Below are 16,550 nucleotides of genomic sequence, written 5' to 3' on the forward strand. Positions count from 1 at the left end.
GATGCAAGAGAAGCGGATAGTGGAGGATGCGCTCACTAACGACCCAGGTCGCATTTTTTGATGCTCCAGTCGCGAATGGCGATTGAAAGTCGGGCCGCCGCGGGGCGTTATGCCCGCCATGAAAACCGTCACCGAATTTCCCCGCAAGATCGTCGAATTTCCTGATGTGGGCATCGTCATGCCGGACGGCTGCCGGCTGTCGGCGCGGGTCTGGATGCCGGAGGACGCGTCGGACGACCCAGTGCCGGCGATCATCGAGCATCTGCCCTACCGCAAGCGTGACGGCACCATTTTCCGCGATCAGCTGACGCATCCTTATTTCGCCGGGCACGGCTACGCCTCGATCCGCGTCGACATGCGCGGCAACGGCGATTCCGAAGGGCTGATGGACGACGAATATTCCGAGCAGGAATTGCAGGACGCCTGCGACGTCATCGCCTGGGCGGCGGCGCAGCCATGGTGCAACGGCAATGTCGGCATGATGGGGATTTCCTGGGGCGGCTTCAACTGCCTGCAGGTGGCGGCCAAGCAGCCGCCGGCGCTGAAGGCGGTGATCAGCCTGTGCTCGACCGTCGATCGCTATGCCGACGACATCCACTATAAGGGCGGCTGCCTGCTGCTCGAGAATTTCGGCTGGGCCTCGACGATGCTGTCCTATTCGTCGCGGCCACCGGATCCGCTGATCGCCGGCGGCAATCGCTGGCGCGATTTGTGGCTCAGCCGGCTGGAGAACCAGCCCTTTCTTCTGCCGCTCTGGCTCAGTCATCAGCATCGCGACGCCTATTGGAAGCGCGGCTCGATCTGCGAGGATTTTTCGGCTGTTCAGGCCGCGGTGCTGTCGATCGGCGGCTGGCATGACGGCTACCGCAACACGATCTCGCATCTCGTCGCCAATATCCAGTCGCCGGTCAAAGGCATCGTCGGCCCGTGGATCCACAAATACCCGCACTATGCGGCGCCCCAACCGGCCATCGGCTTCCTGCAGGAGGCCTTGCGCTGGTGGGACCGCTGGCTGAAGGGCATCGAGACCGGCGTCGAGGCCGATCCCGCCTACCGCGCCTATGTGATGGACAGCGTGCGGCCGGCGCGCTGGCATCCGGAGCGGCCGGGCCGCTGGGTGGCCGAACAGCAATGGCCGTCGCCCGACATCAGGAACAGCGAAATCGAGCTTATCGCTGATGGCGCCAAGCCCGCGATCGTCGCCTCCCCGCAAAGCTGCGGGCTTGCCGGCGGCGAGTATTTTCCGTTCACCTTCGGGCCGGAATTGCCGGGCGACCAGCGTCCCGACGATGCGTTTTCCATGTGCTTCGACCAGCCTGAGCTCGGCCAGGCGATCGACATCGTCGGCGCGCCGGAGGTCGAGGTCCGGGTTGCCTCCGATCGGCGCCAGGCCAACATCGCGGTCAGGCTGTGCGACGTGCATCCCGACGGCGCCTCGGAGCTGATCGCCTACGGCGTGCTCAACCTGACCCACCGCAACTCGCACGAATTCCCGGAAGCGGTGGTGCCCGGCGAGACGGTTTCGGCGCGTGTCGTGCTCGACCAGTGCGCCTATCGGGTACCGGCCGGCCACCGGCTGCGGATCGCTGTTTCCAATGCCTACTGGCCGATGATCTGGCCGTCGCCCGAGCCGGTCCGCCTCGAATTGTCGAGGGCGACACTGAAGCTGCCGCTGCGCCCGCTGGCGAAAGGCAACGAGGTTTCCTTCCCCGAACCGGAAGCTGCCGCTCCCTGGGCTGCCGAGACGACCAGGCCCGCCAGCTCCGAGCGGCATATCGACCGCAACGAAAAGACCGGCGTCGTCACGCTTTCTATCACAGATGACTTCGGCGAGGTGCGCGACCTCGAGCACGGGCTTGTCCACGGCAGCATGGTCAAAGAGAGCTGGGCGATTCATCCCGACGATCCGCTGTCCGCCACAGGCAGCACCCATTGGACGCAGACATTTTCGCGAAACGAGTGGTCGGTGCGGACCGAGACCTTTGCCGACATGCGCTGCGATGCGCAGAACTTCATCGTCAGCGCCAGAATCGAGGCCTATGAAGGCGGTACCTTGGTCTTCGAACGCGATTTCGAGCAGGCGATTCCCCGCGCCTTCGTCTGATCGGTAACGGATTGGTCCAAATGCGACGCGCCATTTACGCCACGGCATGTCGCATTCGGTCTTGCTTACAGCTTTCCCTTACGGTCATTATCTCCTCCAATAAGCAGAAACGACCATAAGGTCGGACCATCAGAGTGAGGAACCCATAATGACAAATGAACTGGACTATCTCAGCCGTCGCGTTGTCGCCGGCAAGCTCAGCCGTCGCGACTTCCTTGGCCGTGCCGCTGCGCTCGGCGTAACCGCGCCCTTTGCCAATTCTCTGCTTTCCAGCGCTGCCCGCGCCGCCGGCCCGGTCAAGGGCGGTACACTGAAGGCCGGCCTGGTCGGCGGTGAATCCACCAACAGCCTCGATCCTGCGCTGATGATGACGCAAGTGCCCTTCGCTTTCGGCAAGTGCTGGGGCGAAATGATCGTCGAACTGTCGCCGGAGGGCAAACTCGAGAACCGTATCGCCGAGGAGATCGGCTCGTCGGACGACGCCAAGGTATGGACGCTGAAGATCCGCGACGGCATCGAATTCCACAACGGCAAGACGGTGACCGCCGAAGACGTCGCCGCCACGCTCGAGCGCCATTCGGACGAGAAGTCGAAGTCCGGCGCGCTGGGCTATATGAAGGGCATCGAGACGATCAAGGCGAGCGGCAAGGAAGTGGTGCTGACGCTGAAGGAGCCGAACGCCGACCTTCCCTACCTGCTCAGCGATTACCACCTGATCGTCCAGCCGAACGGCGGCAAGGACAAGCCCGATGCCGGCATCTCGGCCGGACCCTACAAGGTCAAGGTCAACGAGCCCGGGGTGCGCCATGTCGGCGAGCGTTTCGCCAATTACTGGCAGGGCGACAAGATGGGCCATGCCGACCAGATCGAAGTGGTCGTCATCAACGACGCGACGGCGCGCACGGCGGCCCTGCAGGGCGGCCAGGTCAACATGATCAACCGAGTCGAGCCGAAGATCGTCGATCTCATCAAGCGCGTGCCGGGCGTCACCATCCGCAACCACTCCGGTCCCGGCCACTACGTGTTCATCATGCATTGCAACACGGCGCCGTTCGACAACAACGACCTCAGGATGGCGCTGAAGCTGGCGATCAACCGTGAGGAGATGCTGAACAAGGTGCTGCGCGGCTACGGCTCGCTCGGCAACGACTTCCCGATCAATGCGTCCTACCCGCTGTTCACCGAGATCGAGCAGCGCAAATACGATCCGGACAAGGCCAAGTTCCATTACAAGAAGTCGGGCCATGACGGCTCGATCCTGCTCAGGACCTCGGATGTCGCCTTCCCCGGCGCCGTCGATGCCGCGCAGCTCTATCAGCAGAGCGCGGCCAAGGCCGGCATCAAGCTGGAGATCAAGCGCGAGCCCGGCGACGGGTATTGGAACGAGGTCTGGAACAAGCAGCCCTTCTGCGCGTCCTATTGGGGTGGCCGCTCGACTCAGGACCAGATGTACTCGACCGCCTATCTGTCGAGCGCCGACTGGAACGACACGCGTTTCAAGCGCCCGGATTTCGACAAGATGGTGCTGGCGGCGCGCGCTGAGCTCGACGAGGCCAAGCGCAAGCAGATGTACCACGACATGGCGGTCATGGTGCGCGACGAGGGCGGCCTGATCCTGCCGATGTTCAACCAGTTCATCGATGCCACCGGGCCGAAGGTCGCCGGCTGGGTGGAGGATCCGCACCAGGAGCTGTGCAACGGCTACGCTTTGGCGAAGTGCTGGCTCGAAGCCTGAGCCCGGCCTTGCGCTTATGTCCGCACCCATCGTGAAACTGGTGGCCCAGCGCATTGCGCTGGGCGTCCTCCTATTGCTGGCCGTTTCGGTCCTGATCTTCGCCGGCACCCAGATCCTGCCCGGCGACGTCGCGCAAGCCATCCTCGGACAATCGGCGACGCCGGAGTCGCTCGCCAATCTGCGCGAGCAGCTCGGGCTCAACGACCCGGCCTATATCCGCTACTTCCATTGGCTGGGCGGCGTGCTGACCGGCGATCTAGGCACCGCCATGTCGAGCGGGCAGGACATAGCGACATCGATCAAGGAGCGGCTGTGGAACACGCTGTTCCTTGCCTTCTGGGCGGCGATCGTGGCCATTCCGCTGGCGATCATCCTCGGCCTGATCGCCGTGCGCTACCGCAATGGCTGGGTCGACAAGCTGATCTCCGGCCTGGCGCTCGCCTCGACTTCCTTCCCGGAATTCTTCATCGGCTATCTGCTGGTGTATTTCTTCGCGGTCAAATGGCAGATCTTCCCGGCCATCTCCACCGTCTATGAGGGCATGTCGTTTGGCGAGCGCTTGCAGGCGATTGTCCTGCCGGCGACCGCGCTGACACTGGTGGTGCTCGCCCATATGATGCGCATGACGCGCGCGGCGATCCTTAACGTCATGCAATCGGCCTATGTCGAGACCGCCGAGCTCAAGGGGCTGTCGGCCTTCTCGGTCATCCGCAAGCATGCCTTCCCGAACGCGATCGCGCCGATCATCAACGTCGTCATGCTCAACCTTGCCTATCTCGTCGTCGGCGTCGTCGTCGTCGAGGTGATCTTCGTCTATCCGGGCATGGGGCAATATCTGGTCGATCACGTCACCAAGCGCGATGTACCCGTGGTGCAAGCGGTCGGCCTGATCTTCGCGGCGGTCTATATCAGCTTGAACATCATCGCGGACATCGCGGCGATTGTCGCCAATCCGCGGCTCAGGCATCCGAAATAGGGGCGGCAGATATGCTCGATATCAGACGCATCCCCGTCGCGGCGCTGGTCGGCATCGTGCTGACGACGCTGTTCGTGCTGGCGGCGGTCTTCGCGCCACTGATCGCACCCTACGGCAATGCCGAGATTGTGAGCGAGGTTCCCTGGGACGTGATGTCGGCGGCACACTGGCTGGGCACCGACAATCTCGGCCGTGATCTCTTATCGCGCATGATCTACGGCGCCCGAATCACGCTGTTCATCGCGGTGCTTGCGACCGCGCTGTCCTTCTCGCTCGGCGCCATTCTCGGCTTTTCTGCGGCGGTGTTCGGCGGCTGGTTCGACACCATCCTGTCGCGCCTCGTCGACCTCCTGATGTCGATCCCGACGCTGATCATGGGCCTCGTCGTGCTGTCGGTGCTGCCCTCCAATCTGGTGACGCTTATCCTGGTGATGGGCATTCTCGATTCGACCCGCGTCTATCGCCTGTCGCGCGCCGTCGCCGTCGACATCAACGTCATGGACTATGTCGAGGCGGCGAAGCTGCGCGGCGAAGGCAAGGGCTGGATCATCTTCCGCGAGATCCTGCCCAACGCGTTGTCGCCGCTGGTCTCGGAACTCGGCCTGCGCTTCATCTACGCGGTGCTGTTCCTGTCGACGCTCTCCTTCCTCGGCCTTGGCGTGCAGCCGCCGGATGCCGACTGGGGCGGCATGGTGAAGGAAAACAAGGACGGCATCGTCTTCGGCATTCCCGCAGCGCTCATCCCGGCGGCGGCGATCGCAGCACTTGCGATCTCGGTCAACCTTGTCGCCGACTGGGTGCTCAACCGCACGACGAGTCTCAAGGGAGGACGCGGCTGATGGCTGACACAAAAGCGAACTCCGGCCTGCTGCTCGACATCCGCAATCTACGCATCGAGGCGACGGTCTATCCGCCCGGCGAGGCGCCGAAGACCATCACCCTCGTCCACGACGTCTCGCTGACGCTGGAAAAGGGCAAGGTGCTCGGCCTGATCGGCGAATCCGGCGCCGGCAAGTCGACCATCGGCCTGTCGTCGATGGGCTATGGCCGCGGCGGCGTGCGCATCACCGGCGGCGAGGTCATTCTCAACGGCCGCGACATCCTGAAGGGCGGCAAGGAGGGGTTCCGCAAGCTGCGCGGCCGCGAGGTGTGCTATGTCGCGCAATCGGCGGCGGCCGCCTTCAATCCGGCGCACCGGCTGATGGACCAGGTGGTGGAGGCGACGCTGCTGCACGGCACGGCGACCCGCGCCGAGGCCGAGAAACGCGCCGTCGCGCTGTTCAAGAAGCTCAGCCTGCCCAACCCCGAAACCATCGGCGAGCGCTTCCCGCACCAGGTCTCGGGCGGCCAATTGCAGCGCGTTATGACGGCGATGGCGCTGTGCTCGGAGCCGGACCTCATCGTCTTCGACGAGCCGACCACGGCGCTCGACGTGACAACGCAGATCGACGTGCTGGCGGCGATCAAGGACGCTATCCGCGACACGCATGTGGCGGCCCTCTATATCACCCACGACCTTGCCGTCGTCGCGCAGGTGGCGGACGAGATCATGGTGCTGCGCCACGGCCGGCTGGTCGAATGGGGCGGCACCCGTCAGATCATCAAGGAACCGCGCCAGGAATACACCAACGCGCTGGTGTCGGTGCATGAGATCGAGCACCAGGAGCAGAAGCCCGGCAACGCGCCATTCCTGTCGGTCAAGAATGTCACCGCCGCTTATGGCGGCGGCCACATCAAGGTGCTGAAGAACGTCTCGGTCGATATATACCCGGCTCAGACGCTGGCCGTGGTCGGCGAGTCCGGCTCCGGCAAATCGACGCTGGCGCGCGCCATCACCGGCCTGCTGCCGCCCGAACAGGGCACGGTGACCTTCGACGGGCGGCCGCTGGCCAACCGGCTTGCGGACCGGCCGAAGGAGGATCTGCGCCAGCTGCAGATGATCTACCAGATGGCCGATGTGGCGATGAACCCGCGCCAGACGGTGGGCACCATCATCGGCCGGCCGCTGGAGTTCTATTTCGGCATGAAGGGCCGCGAGCGCGACAGGCGTGTCGCCGAACTGCTCGACGAGATCGAGATGGGCAAGGGCTTCATCGACCGCTATCCGGCCGAGCTGTCGGGCGGCCAGAAGCAGCGCGTCTGCATCGCCCGCTCGCTCGCCGCCAAGCCGAAGCTGATCATCTGCGACGAGGTGACCTCGGCGCTCGATCCGCTGGTGGCCCACGGCATCCTCAAGCTGCTCTTGAACCTGCAGCAGCACGAGAAGGTCGCTTATCTGTTCATCACCCATGATCTCGCGGCGGTGAAGTCGATCGCCGATTCGATCGCGGTGATGTATCGCGGCGAGGTGGTGCGCTATGGCGCCAAGAGCAAGGTGCTGACGCCGCCCTTCGACGCCTACACCGACCTTCTGCTGTCGTCGGTTCCCGAAATGGAGATCGGCTGGCTGGAGAAGGCGATCAAGGGCCGGCGCATGGCAAGCGCCGGCAATTAGGACGCCTCTTTCCCGCGCATTTGGGACCTGGCCGTGGCCTCCCCGACGCCGTCTCCTTCTGCAGAACCCTATGGAGCCGCTCGTGGCGCTCAAATCCAAACTGCTGCTCATCATCCTCGACGGCGTGCCTTACCGGAACTGGCGCCGGCTGATGGGCAATCTCGAGGGCTGGGTGCAGTCCGGCGAGGCGCAGGTCTGGAAAATGCGCTCGGTGCTGCCATCGACCTCGGCCTGCTGCTACGCCTCGATCCACACCGGCGTCTCGCCGCAGGTGCATGGCATTCTTTCCAACGAGAACCGGTTTCGGGCCGAGCAGCCGGACATCTTCTCGGAGATCAGCAAGGCCGGCGGCAAGACCGGCGCGGTTACCCATTCCTACTGGTCGGAATTCTTCCGCAGCTTCCTGTTCGACGTGGTCGAGGACATGGAGTTCGACGAGCCGGACGGGCCGATTACGCATGGCCGCTTCCACACCATGACCGGATACAATGCCAGGAACCAGATGACGCCGAGCGACGTCGACCTGTTCGCGACGCTGACCATGCTGACCAGGCGCCACAGCATCGACTACGGCATCCTGCATACCTGCACGCTGGATTCGATGGGCCACCGCTTCGGCCACGACTGCATCGAGATGGACCATGCCTGCTACGCCATGGACGGGATGCTCGCCGCCTTCCTGCCGGGCTGGCGGCAAGCCGGATACGAAGTGATCGTCACCGCCGATCACGGCCAGACGAACCGCGGCCATCACGGCGGACATGACGATGAGATGCAGGATTTTGCGCTCTATTATTTCGGACAAGGCGACGGCCCCGAGGCCGATACGCTGCTCGACCAGCTGCAGCTGGCGCCGACGGTGCTGAGCCGGCTTGGCGTGCCCATCCCCGCGACGATGACGGCGAAGTCGTTCCTGGGGTGATCGGCGCGCCTCTGGCAACCGCCGCGCTCTTCGGTTAGCCTCCACAAATTCCTTGGCGGAGGATGAACCTTTTTGGACCGTTCAGCGACTGAACAGGCAGGAGCCAGGCGGCTCGACCGGCGATGACCGCGGCGACGGAAACTGACCGCGCGCTTGTCGACCGGGTCGCGAAGGGCGACCGGGCCGCCGTGCGGCTCCTGTTCATGCGTCACCACGCGCGGATCTACCGCTTCGTGGCGCGCCAGACGGGATCGGAAATGATGGCCGACGATATCGCGAACGAGGTCTTTCTGGAGCTGTGGCGGCAGGCGCCCGGCTTCGAGGGACGCTCGGAAGTCTCGACATGGCTGCTCGGCATCGCCCGTTTCAAGGCGCTGTCGATGCTGCGCAAGAAGAAGGAAGACTGGATCGACGACGACGATGCGGCGCAAGTTCCCGACGGCGCCGACACGCCGGAAGTCGTCACCATGAAGGAAGACAAGGCCGCCGCCTTGCGCCGCATGATCAACGCCTTGCCGGAAGAGCACCGCACGGTGATCGATCTTGCCTATTACCACGGACAGTCGGTGACCGAGATCGGCGAGGTGCTCGACATTCCGGTGGCGACCGTAAAGACCAGGATGTTCTACGCCCGCAAGAAACTCGGCGAGGCCCTCAAGGCCGCCGGTTACGACAGGGGGTGGCCATGAGCGCCGCTGAAAAGATGTCGCGCCGCGACGCGATGGAAACGCTGCTGCCGTTCTACCTGAACGGCTCGCTGGAAGGCGCCGAGCTGGAAGCCATCGAAGAATGGCTGGCGTCGGACCCGGCCGCGCTTGCCGCCCTTGACGAGGCCGAAGCCGAGTTTTCCGGCACGGCGGCCGCCAACGAGGCGATCCGCCCGCCCGCCGATGCGCTGAGCCGCTTCGTCAAGGCGCTCGACGCCGAGGCCAGGCCGGTGCGCGAACCGGCCGGCCAGTCATGGCTGGCGCAGGCCTTCGGCCGGCTGGGGGCGATACCGGCCGGCTTCGCCTGGGCGGCGGCAGCAGTGCTGCTTGCGCTGGTCGTGGTGCAGTCCTTCGAGCAGCCGGGCGGCAAGGGCAATGATTTCCAGGTGGCAGGGCAGGAAGACGAGCTGGCGAAGCTGCCGTTCGCGCTGGTCAAGTTCAAGCCGGATGCGAAGATGTCGGACATCGCCGCCTTCCTTGGCCAGAACGGACTGAAGATCGCCGGCGGGCCGACCGCCGATGGTGTCTTTCATGTGACCGTTCCGGCGAGCACCGCGGCCGATTACGACAAGCTTGTCGGCCTTATTGCCACCCAGCCTTTCGCGGAGGCTGTGATGCAGGGGAGGAAACCGGTCGATGGCGACTAAGGCGGTCATGCTTCATGCGGCAATGCTTGCTGCGACCTTTATCGCCGCGCCTGCGTTTGCGCAGACCAACGACCCGAATCTATCGCAGAAGCAGATTGACTGCCTCAATGGCAAAACGGCGGCCGGCGCCGATTGCGACAAGGACAGCGGCGCCAGAAACGATGGTGGCACGCCCGGCGCGGGCACGACTGTCGGCGGCGGCGCGGTGTTCCTGCCGGCGCTGATCGTCGACCTGTTCCCGAACCCGCCGGCCGGTCCAGCAGCGCCGGCACCCCCGAGTGGGACGTCGCCGCCGACCAGTCCCGCCAACACGCCGACACCCGCGCCAGCGCCGAGCGGACCTGTCACGGTGCCCAACGGTCTCAATCTCGCCGCGCCGCCGCGCGCGATCAGCGGCGAGTTCGTGCCCGACGAGGTGCTGGTGACGGTGAACGGCGACGCCGGCGCGGTGCAGCAGATCGCCAATTCCTTCGGCCTTCAGGTGCGCTCGCAGCGCCAGTCGCGGCTGCTCGGCACCACGCTGGTACGCTACGGCATTCCGGACGGGCGGCCGGTCGGCGTCGTGCTGGCGCAATTGGCAGCCGACGGCCGCACGCAGCGGCGCGAGCCGAACCACATCTATTCGCTGCAGCAGGCCGCCGGCATCGTGAACTATGCCTTCGACCGCATCGCGCTCGATTCCAAGAACGCGAGCGGCGAGAATGTGCGTGTCGCCGTCATCGACACCGGCATCGACGACACCAACCCGGCGCTGAAGGGCGTGATCGCCGCACAGTTCGACGCCATGCCGAACGTGCCGATCGAAAAGCGCGACCACGGCACCTCGGTCGACGGCCTGATCGCCGGCGTCGGCCCGCTGGAAGGCATGGCGCCGGGTGCAATGATCTATCACGCGCGCGCCTTCGAAGGCGGCAAGTCGACCATGGACGTTATCCTGTCGGCGCTCGACTGGGCGGCGGAACAGGACGTGCGCATCATCAATATGAGCTTCGTCGGCCCGAAGAACGAGTTGCTGGGCACCGCTTGCCGCAATGCGCGCGCGCTCGGTATGGTGCTGGTCGCCGCTGCCGGCAACAACGGACCGAAGGCGCCCTATGGCTACCCGGCCGCCTTCGACGGCGTCATCGCTGTCACCGCCACCGACGCCAAGGACGCGCTGATGCCGCAGGCCAATCGCGGCGCTTATGTCTTCCTCTCCGCACCCGGCGTCGAGATGGTGGCGCCGAGCGGTGCCGGCTCCGATGTGGTGACCGGCACCTCCTTCGCCGCCGCGATCGTCAGCGGCGCCATCGCCAATCTGATCCACGCCGCGCCCGATCGCTCAGCCGACGACATCGAGAAGGCGCTCGCCACAACAGCCAGGGATCTCGGCCCGAAAGGGCGAGACAATGACTTCGGCTACGGGCTGCTGGATATCAAGGCGGCAGCGGCGGCGAAGGAGTGAGTTTTTAGACGAGGAATTCAACCCATTCGCATCGCACTGGTTTTTTAGTAGGCTGTCGCGAGGCAAGGTTGAGGATCCGGCGTGACGGTAGTCGACGATCGTCTGCTCGAAAGCAAGATGACCAAGGTGGAGCAGGCGCGAGCCTGGAGCCCACGCGTCATCTCGAAATTCGAGACGCTGATCAAGAGCGCCGACGACCACTCACTCTATCGCGTTAATCCGCTGGCCTTTGCTCGCGACCGCGCAATCGCCGAGCCTGAAGCCATCGACCTCTTCCTTCATGCCGCCCGCTGTGGCTTGTTCGAGATGAGCTGGGATGTGCTCTGTCCCCAGTCCGGGATGGTGCTCGACAGTTTCGGTGCCCTGCGCACGCTGAAGACCCACTATGTCTGTGGCCTGTGCGACGTATCGGGCGACACCGACCTCGACGACTTCATCGAGGTCACCTTCTCGATATCGCCAAAGTTACGACGCCTGCCGTACCACGATCCCGAGACGCTCTCCGTCGAGGATTTCCACTGGAAGCTCCACTTCGGACATGACGCGCGGCTGCCGGGCCAGGACGTTCGCTTTCTCGACGTTCTGCGCGGCTTCGTACGCGGCATGACGTTTCTGCCGCCCGGCACCACCACAGTGCTCCGCGCCGACCTGGGACCGGGCGCCCTTGCGGGCGTCAACGTACAGACGCAGGCCGCATTCGCTGTGCCGGTCTCAGGCGATCCGGTGCTGGCGCCGACACTTCTGAAGATCGATTATGACGGCAGACGCTTCTTGCCGGCGTTGCCCGCTGTGCCGCCTGGTCCGATTGTCATCGAGGTAGCGAATAAGGGGCCGGTACGAGGGTCCTTGCTTGTCATCAACTGGCCGCCGGAGCTCGTCGCGCTGACGACCAAGCCGGCACTCGATTTCGACCCTTATGTTTCCGGTGGAGCGCTGCTTGCGCGGCAAACCTTCCGTCAGCTCTTCCGGTCCGAACGTGTCGACGAGAAGGAGGGGCTCGGCATCCGGCAGATCACCTTCCTGTTCACGGACCTCAAGGGTTCGACCGCCATGTATGAGCGTCTGGGCGACCTCAACGCCTATGCTCTGGTCCGCGAGCATTTCGCCCTGGTCAACGCGGCGGTTCAGCAACATTCCGGAGCGGTGGTCAAGACAATCGGGGATGCGGTGATGGCTGCATTTTCGCAGCCGTCGGATGCGATTTCGGCTGCACTCCACATCTTTGAAGAAATCGATCGCTTCAACGGCGACCATGACGGGCCGGGGATCATCCTCAAGATCGGTGCCCATTGTGGACCGTCGATCGCCGTGACGCTCAACGACAACCTCGACTATTTCGGCCAAACCGTGAATGTCGCCGCGCGCGTGCAATCCCTGGCAGAAGCCGGACAGGTCTGCATTTCCGAGGCGCTCTATTCCGCTTCCGGGGTCCGCGAAAGGCTTGCCGGCCATCATGTCGTGGCTTTTGACGCGCCTCTTCGGGGTGTGGAGGGGAATGCAACTGTCTATCGCATTACGCGGGGATAGACACAATCTGGTGCCACGGCTTACCACGTCGCTCGGAGCGATTGAGTTTTGATCTCTACGCGGGTGCCCCGGCGACCGAACCTCTGACCACCAGGTCGACCGGCCAGACCTCGCCTCGCGCCCCTTCTTCCAGCCCCGATATGCGCGCTGCAAGGCGCTCGGCGACGCGGGCGCCGGCGAGGCGGATCGACGAGCGCGTCGTCGACAGCGGCACCGGAAAGTTCTCCGGCCGCAGCCAGGGGAAGACGTCGTCATGGGCAACCAGCGACAAATCGCCCGGAATGGTCAGGCCGAGATCGCGGACGGCGCGCACGACGCCGAGCGCCATGATCAAACTCGAGCAGGCGATCGCGGTCGGCGGTTCGTCCTGTTCGAGCAGGCGCCTGGCGGCACGGTAGCCGTTTTCCTCGGTCATGGTCAGCGAGCAGATGTGGCGCTCGCCAAGCGTCAGGCCGCTTGCGGCGAGCGCGCGGCGCATGCCGCACTCGCGGTGGATGGCGAAGGTCTCGCGGTCGTCGCCGTTGATCAGCGCCAGCCGCTTGTGGCCGAGCTGGACGAGCAGCCGCGCCGCTTCATGGAAGGCGCCCTCATTGTCGATATCGACATAGGGATAATCGAAATCGAGGCCGTCGCTGCGGCCGTGGACGATGAACGGAATGCCCAGCGTGTTGACAAGCGTCAGCCGCCGGTCGGACGGACGCGGTGAGGAGACGTAGACGGCATCGACCTGCCGGTTGGCGACGATGCGCCGGTAGGTCGTTTCCTGGTCGTCGGCGTCGGCCGGCGACAGCACGAGGTCGAGATCGTGCGAGCGAGCATAGTCGCCGAGACCGGAGAGGAACTCGACGAAGTGCGGATCGATGTCGACGGCATTGCCGGTGGGCAGCACGTAGCCGATCATGCCCGACTTGCCGGTGGCCAGCCGCCGCGCGCTGGGGTTCGGCCGGTAGCCATGGCGCTTGGCGGCATCCATCACCCGCCGCCGCGTTTCCTCGTTGACCTCGGGATAGCCGTTCAGCGCCCGGCTCACCGTGGTCTGCGACAACGACAGCATATGAGAGAGCTGTTTGAGGTTCACCAGAGGCCTCCAAGCCTCAAAGCGCTTTCAATTTGAATCGATCCGATGACCGGCTGGTGACACAGCCGCACTATGCGGACCATAGAGGTGACGGAGATCACTTTGAAGCAGAATTGTTATATATAACCATAAAAAACACCCCTGCGGCGCGCCTTGCCTCAAGTTTGGAGCAGAAACTAAATCGGGCAGTTCCCCTCGCTCTTGACTCTCCCGCAATTCAATGGCGAGATCGGAAAACCCAAAGCGCTTTGGAAGACTCTACGAAAGGTTGCGGTTCCCTTCTCGCTGAGTCACAGTCCTGCGGCGCCGGCGGGCGGAATGGAGGTTCCGTCCGGCAATTTGTGACCACTGGGAGGAATAGCTATGAAGAGAATGCTTCTGCTGGGTGCCGCGTTTGCCGCGCTCACCCTTAGCCTGCCGGCGCAAGCCGAGCTGAAGTTCAAGCCGGGCGAGGACCCGCGCTTCCACTGGGCGAATTACGACGACCTCAAAAAGGTCGACCTCAAGGGCGAGACGCTGACCATTTTCGGGCCGTGGCGCGGCGAGGACGAAGGCCTGGTGCGAACGGTTCTCGAATATTTCCAGGAAGCCACCGGCGCCGAGATCAAATATTCCTCGTCGGAAAATTATGAGCAACAGATCGTCATCGACACCCAGGCGGGCAGCCCGCCCAACATCGCCGTGCTGCCGCAGCCGGGGCTCATCCAGGACCTCGCTTCCAAGGGCCTTTTGACCCCGCTCGGCGACGACACCGTCAAATGGATCAAGGACAATTACGGCGCCGGCCAGTCCTGGGTCGACCTCGGCACCTTCAAGGACAAGGACGGCAAGCCTGGCTTCTTCGCCTTCCCCTACAAGGCCGACGTGAAATCGCTGGTCTGGTATTCGCCGGACAATTTCCAGGAAGCCGGTTACAAGGTGCCGAAGACGCAGGAAGAGCTTGCCGACCTCGAGAAGAAGATCATCGCCGACGGCGGCACGCCCTGGTGCATCGGGCTCGGCTCTGGCGGCGCCACCGGCTGGCCGGCGACCGACTGGGTCGAAGACATCATGCTGCGCACCCAGACGCCCGACGTCTACGACAAATGGGTGAAGAACGAGATCCCGTTCAACGATCCGGCCGTGGTCAACGCCATCGATACCTTCGGCAAGATCGCGACCGACGACAAGATGGTCGACGGCGGCGCCAAGGCGGTCGCGGCGACCGACTTCCGCGACAGCCCGAAGGGGCTCTTCTCGGTGCCGCCGAAGTGCTACCTGCACAAGCAGGCATCGTTCATCCCGACCTTCTTCCCGCAGGGCACCAAGATCGGCCAGGACGCCGACTTCTTCTACTTCCCGCCCTATGCTTCCAAGCCCGATCTCGGCACGCCGGTGCTCGGCGCCGGTACCTTTGCCATGATCACCAAGGATTCCAAAGCGGCGCGCGCCTTCATCGAATTCCTTAAGATGCCGCTGGCACACGAAATCTGGATGGCGCAAGGCGGTTTCGTGACACCGTTCAAGTCGGTCAACAAGGAAGCCTATGCCAGCGACTCGCTGAAGAAGCAGGGCGAAATCCTGGCCAACGCCTCGACCTTCCGCTTCGACGGCTCGGACCTGATGCCCGGCAAGATCGGCGCCGGCTCGTTCTGGACCGGCATGATCGACCTGGTCGGCGGCAAGTCCGCGCAGGATGTCGCCACCGACATCCAGAAGAGTTGGGATGCGATCAAATAGGCAGCCGGTTGCGGTTCCTCGCTAGACCTTTCTGATCTTCATACCGGATCCGGGCCACACGGCCCGGATCCCAACGGCGCACGCCGGAAGCCTTTTGCGTTCGCTTGTTCCGAATAATCAAAAATCGGTGCGTCCGATCGCCAGAATTGTCTGGCCGGTCATGCGCAGGGAGAGAGGGACCCATGGCGGCTCAGATTTTCTCGGCCATTTTCGTCATCATCATCGGCGTCGGCGGCTGCGTCGCCTATTTCTGGGGCGCCAACAAAGCGCTCGACCTCATCTTCCCCTCGCGCGGCGTCAAGGGTGCTGCGGCAATCGACAATCTGCGCCGGCAGGGGCTGGTGCGGCCATGGCTGTTCGTCGGCCCGGCGATGATCATCCTCACCATCTACCTGATCTATCCGGTCATCGAAACGCTGCGGCTCTCATTCCTCGACCGCGGCGGCGCAAGCTTCGTCGGCCTTGCCAATTACGAATGGGCGTTCGGCGATCGCGAGCTCCACAGCTCGATCCTCAACAACATCGTCTGGCTGGCGGTGGCGCCGGCGGCCTGCACCTTCCTTGGCCTGATCATCGCCGTGCTCACCGACAAGATCTGGTGGGGCACGATCGCCAAGAGCCTGATCTTCCTGCCACTGGCCATCTCCTTCGTCGGCGCCAGCGTGATCTGGAAATTCATCTACGAGTATCGCGGCGACGGCCAGACACAGATCGGCCTGCTCAACGCCATCATCCAGTATTTCGGCGGCCAGCCGCAGGTCTGGATATCCATACCGTTCTGGAACAATTTCTTTCTGATGGTCATCCTGATCTGGATCCAGACCGGCTTTGCCATGGTGATCCTGTCGTCGGCGCTGCGCGGCATTCCGGAAGAGACGCTGGAAGCGGCAGTCATCGACGGCGCCAACCCGTTCCAGATCTTCTGGAAGATCATGGTGCCGCAGATCTGGGGCACCATCGCCGTGGTCTGGACCACCATCACCATCCTGGTGCTGAAGGTGTTCGACATCGTGCTGACCATGACCAACGGCCAGTGGAACAGCCAGGTGCTGGCCAATTTGATGTTCAACTGGATGTTCCGCGGCGGCGGCGATTTCGGCCGGGGCGCCACGATCGCCATCATCATCATGATCGCGGTCATTCCGATCATGGTCTGGAACATCCGCCAGGCCAACAAAGAGACCGGAGGGCACTGAG

Annotated in this window: 13 protein-coding genes; 12 read left to right on the forward strand and 1 reads right to left on the reverse strand. The window is 63.8% G+C overall.

Annotated elements, in window-relative coordinates:
• Positions 1 to 118: 118 nt before the first annotated feature.
• The 10 genes from FJ974_RS01615 to FJ974_RS01660 all read left to right on the forward strand — a co-directional run bounded on the left by FJ974_RS01615 (position 119) and on the right by FJ974_RS01660 (position 12,556).
• Positions 119 to 2,104, forward strand: coding sequence for a CocE/NonD family hydrolase (locus tag FJ974_RS01615; protein WP_140531496.1), 1,986 nt, complete (start codon positions 119 to 121; stop codon positions 2,102 to 2,104).
• 148 nt (positions 2,105 to 2,252) lie between these two features.
• A complete protein-coding gene (locus FJ974_RS01620) occupies positions 2,253 to 3,839 on the forward strand; it encodes an ABC transporter substrate-binding protein (RefSeq protein WP_140531493.1) in 1,587 nt (528 codons plus the stop codon).
• A 16-nt stretch (positions 3,840 to 3,855) separates the two neighbouring features.
• On the forward strand, positions 3,856 to 4,815 hold the full coding sequence (locus FJ974_RS01625; RefSeq protein WP_140531490.1) for an ABC transporter permease: 960 nt from the start codon (positions 3,856 to 3,858) through the stop codon (positions 4,813 to 4,815).
• A gap of 11 nt (positions 4,816 to 4,826) precedes the next feature.
• The gene (locus FJ974_RS01630) at positions 4,827 to 5,654 is read left to right on the forward strand and encodes an ABC transporter permease (protein WP_140531487.1); all 828 of its coding nucleotides are present in this window, start codon (positions 4,827 to 4,829) and stop codon (positions 5,652 to 5,654) included.
• On the forward strand, positions 5,654 to 7,309 hold the full coding sequence (locus FJ974_RS01635; protein ID WP_140531484.1) for an ABC transporter ATP-binding protein: 1,656 nt from the start codon (positions 5,654 to 5,656) through the stop codon (positions 7,307 to 7,309). The genes FJ974_RS01630 and FJ974_RS01635 overlap by 1 nt, the downstream gene beginning before the upstream one ends.
• 82 nt (positions 7,310 to 7,391) lie before the next feature.
• Positions 7,392 to 8,231 (forward strand): alkaline phosphatase family protein, encoded by an 840-nt coding sequence (locus tag FJ974_RS01640; protein WP_140531482.1) that lies wholly within the window; start codon positions 7,392 to 7,394, stop codon positions 8,229 to 8,231.
• Between the two features lie 122 nt (positions 8,232 to 8,353).
• The gene (locus FJ974_RS01645) at positions 8,354 to 8,920 is read left to right on the forward strand and encodes a sigma-70 family RNA polymerase sigma factor (protein ID WP_140531479.1); all 567 of its coding nucleotides are present in this window, start codon (positions 8,354 to 8,356) and stop codon (positions 8,918 to 8,920) included.
• Complete coding sequence (locus FJ974_RS01650; RefSeq protein ID WP_140531476.1) at positions 8,917 to 9,585, forward strand: anti-sigma factor; 669 nt, start codon at positions 8,917 to 8,919, stop codon at positions 9,583 to 9,585. Before FJ974_RS01645 ends, FJ974_RS01650 begins: the two co-directional genes overlap by 4 nt.
• On the forward strand, positions 9,575 to 11,029 hold the full coding sequence (locus FJ974_RS01655) for a S8 family serine peptidase (RefSeq protein WP_140531474.1): 1,455 nt from the start codon (positions 9,575 to 9,577) through the stop codon (positions 11,027 to 11,029). The genes FJ974_RS01650 and FJ974_RS01655 overlap by 11 nt, the downstream gene beginning before the upstream one ends.
• Positions 11,030 to 11,110: 81 nt before the next feature.
• The gene (locus FJ974_RS01660; RefSeq protein ID WP_140531471.1) at positions 11,111 to 12,556 is read left to right on the forward strand and encodes an adenylate/guanylate cyclase domain-containing protein; all 1,446 of its coding nucleotides are present in this window, start codon (positions 11,111 to 11,113) and stop codon (positions 12,554 to 12,556) included.
• Between the two features lie 55 nt (positions 12,557 to 12,611).
• Here the strand turns inward: FJ974_RS01660 and FJ974_RS01665 are convergent, their stop codons facing one another.
• Entirely contained in the window at positions 12,612 to 13,634 is a 1,023-nt protein-coding gene (locus FJ974_RS01665; protein WP_140531468.1) for a LacI family DNA-binding transcriptional regulator, read from the reverse strand.
• Positions 13,635 to 13,997: 363 nt separating this feature from the next.
• On the opposite strand from FJ974_RS01665, the gene FJ974_RS01670 reads away from it, so the two are divergent.
• Both FJ974_RS01670 and FJ974_RS01675 read left to right on the forward strand, forming a co-directional pair.
• Entirely contained in the window at positions 13,998 to 15,353 is a 1,356-nt protein-coding gene (locus FJ974_RS01670) for an ABC transporter substrate-binding protein (protein WP_140531466.1), read from the forward strand.
• A 182-nt stretch (positions 15,354 to 15,535) separates the two neighbouring features.
• Entirely contained in the window at positions 15,536 to 16,549 is a 1,014-nt protein-coding gene (locus FJ974_RS01675) for a carbohydrate ABC transporter permease (protein WP_140531463.1), read from the forward strand.
• The last annotated feature ends 1 nt before the right edge of the window (position 16,550 follow it).

The sequence above is a fragment of the Mesorhizobium sp. B1-1-8 genome (assembly GCF_006442795.2).
Classification (GTDB): domain Bacteria; phylum Pseudomonadota; class Alphaproteobacteria; order Rhizobiales; family Rhizobiaceae; genus Mesorhizobium.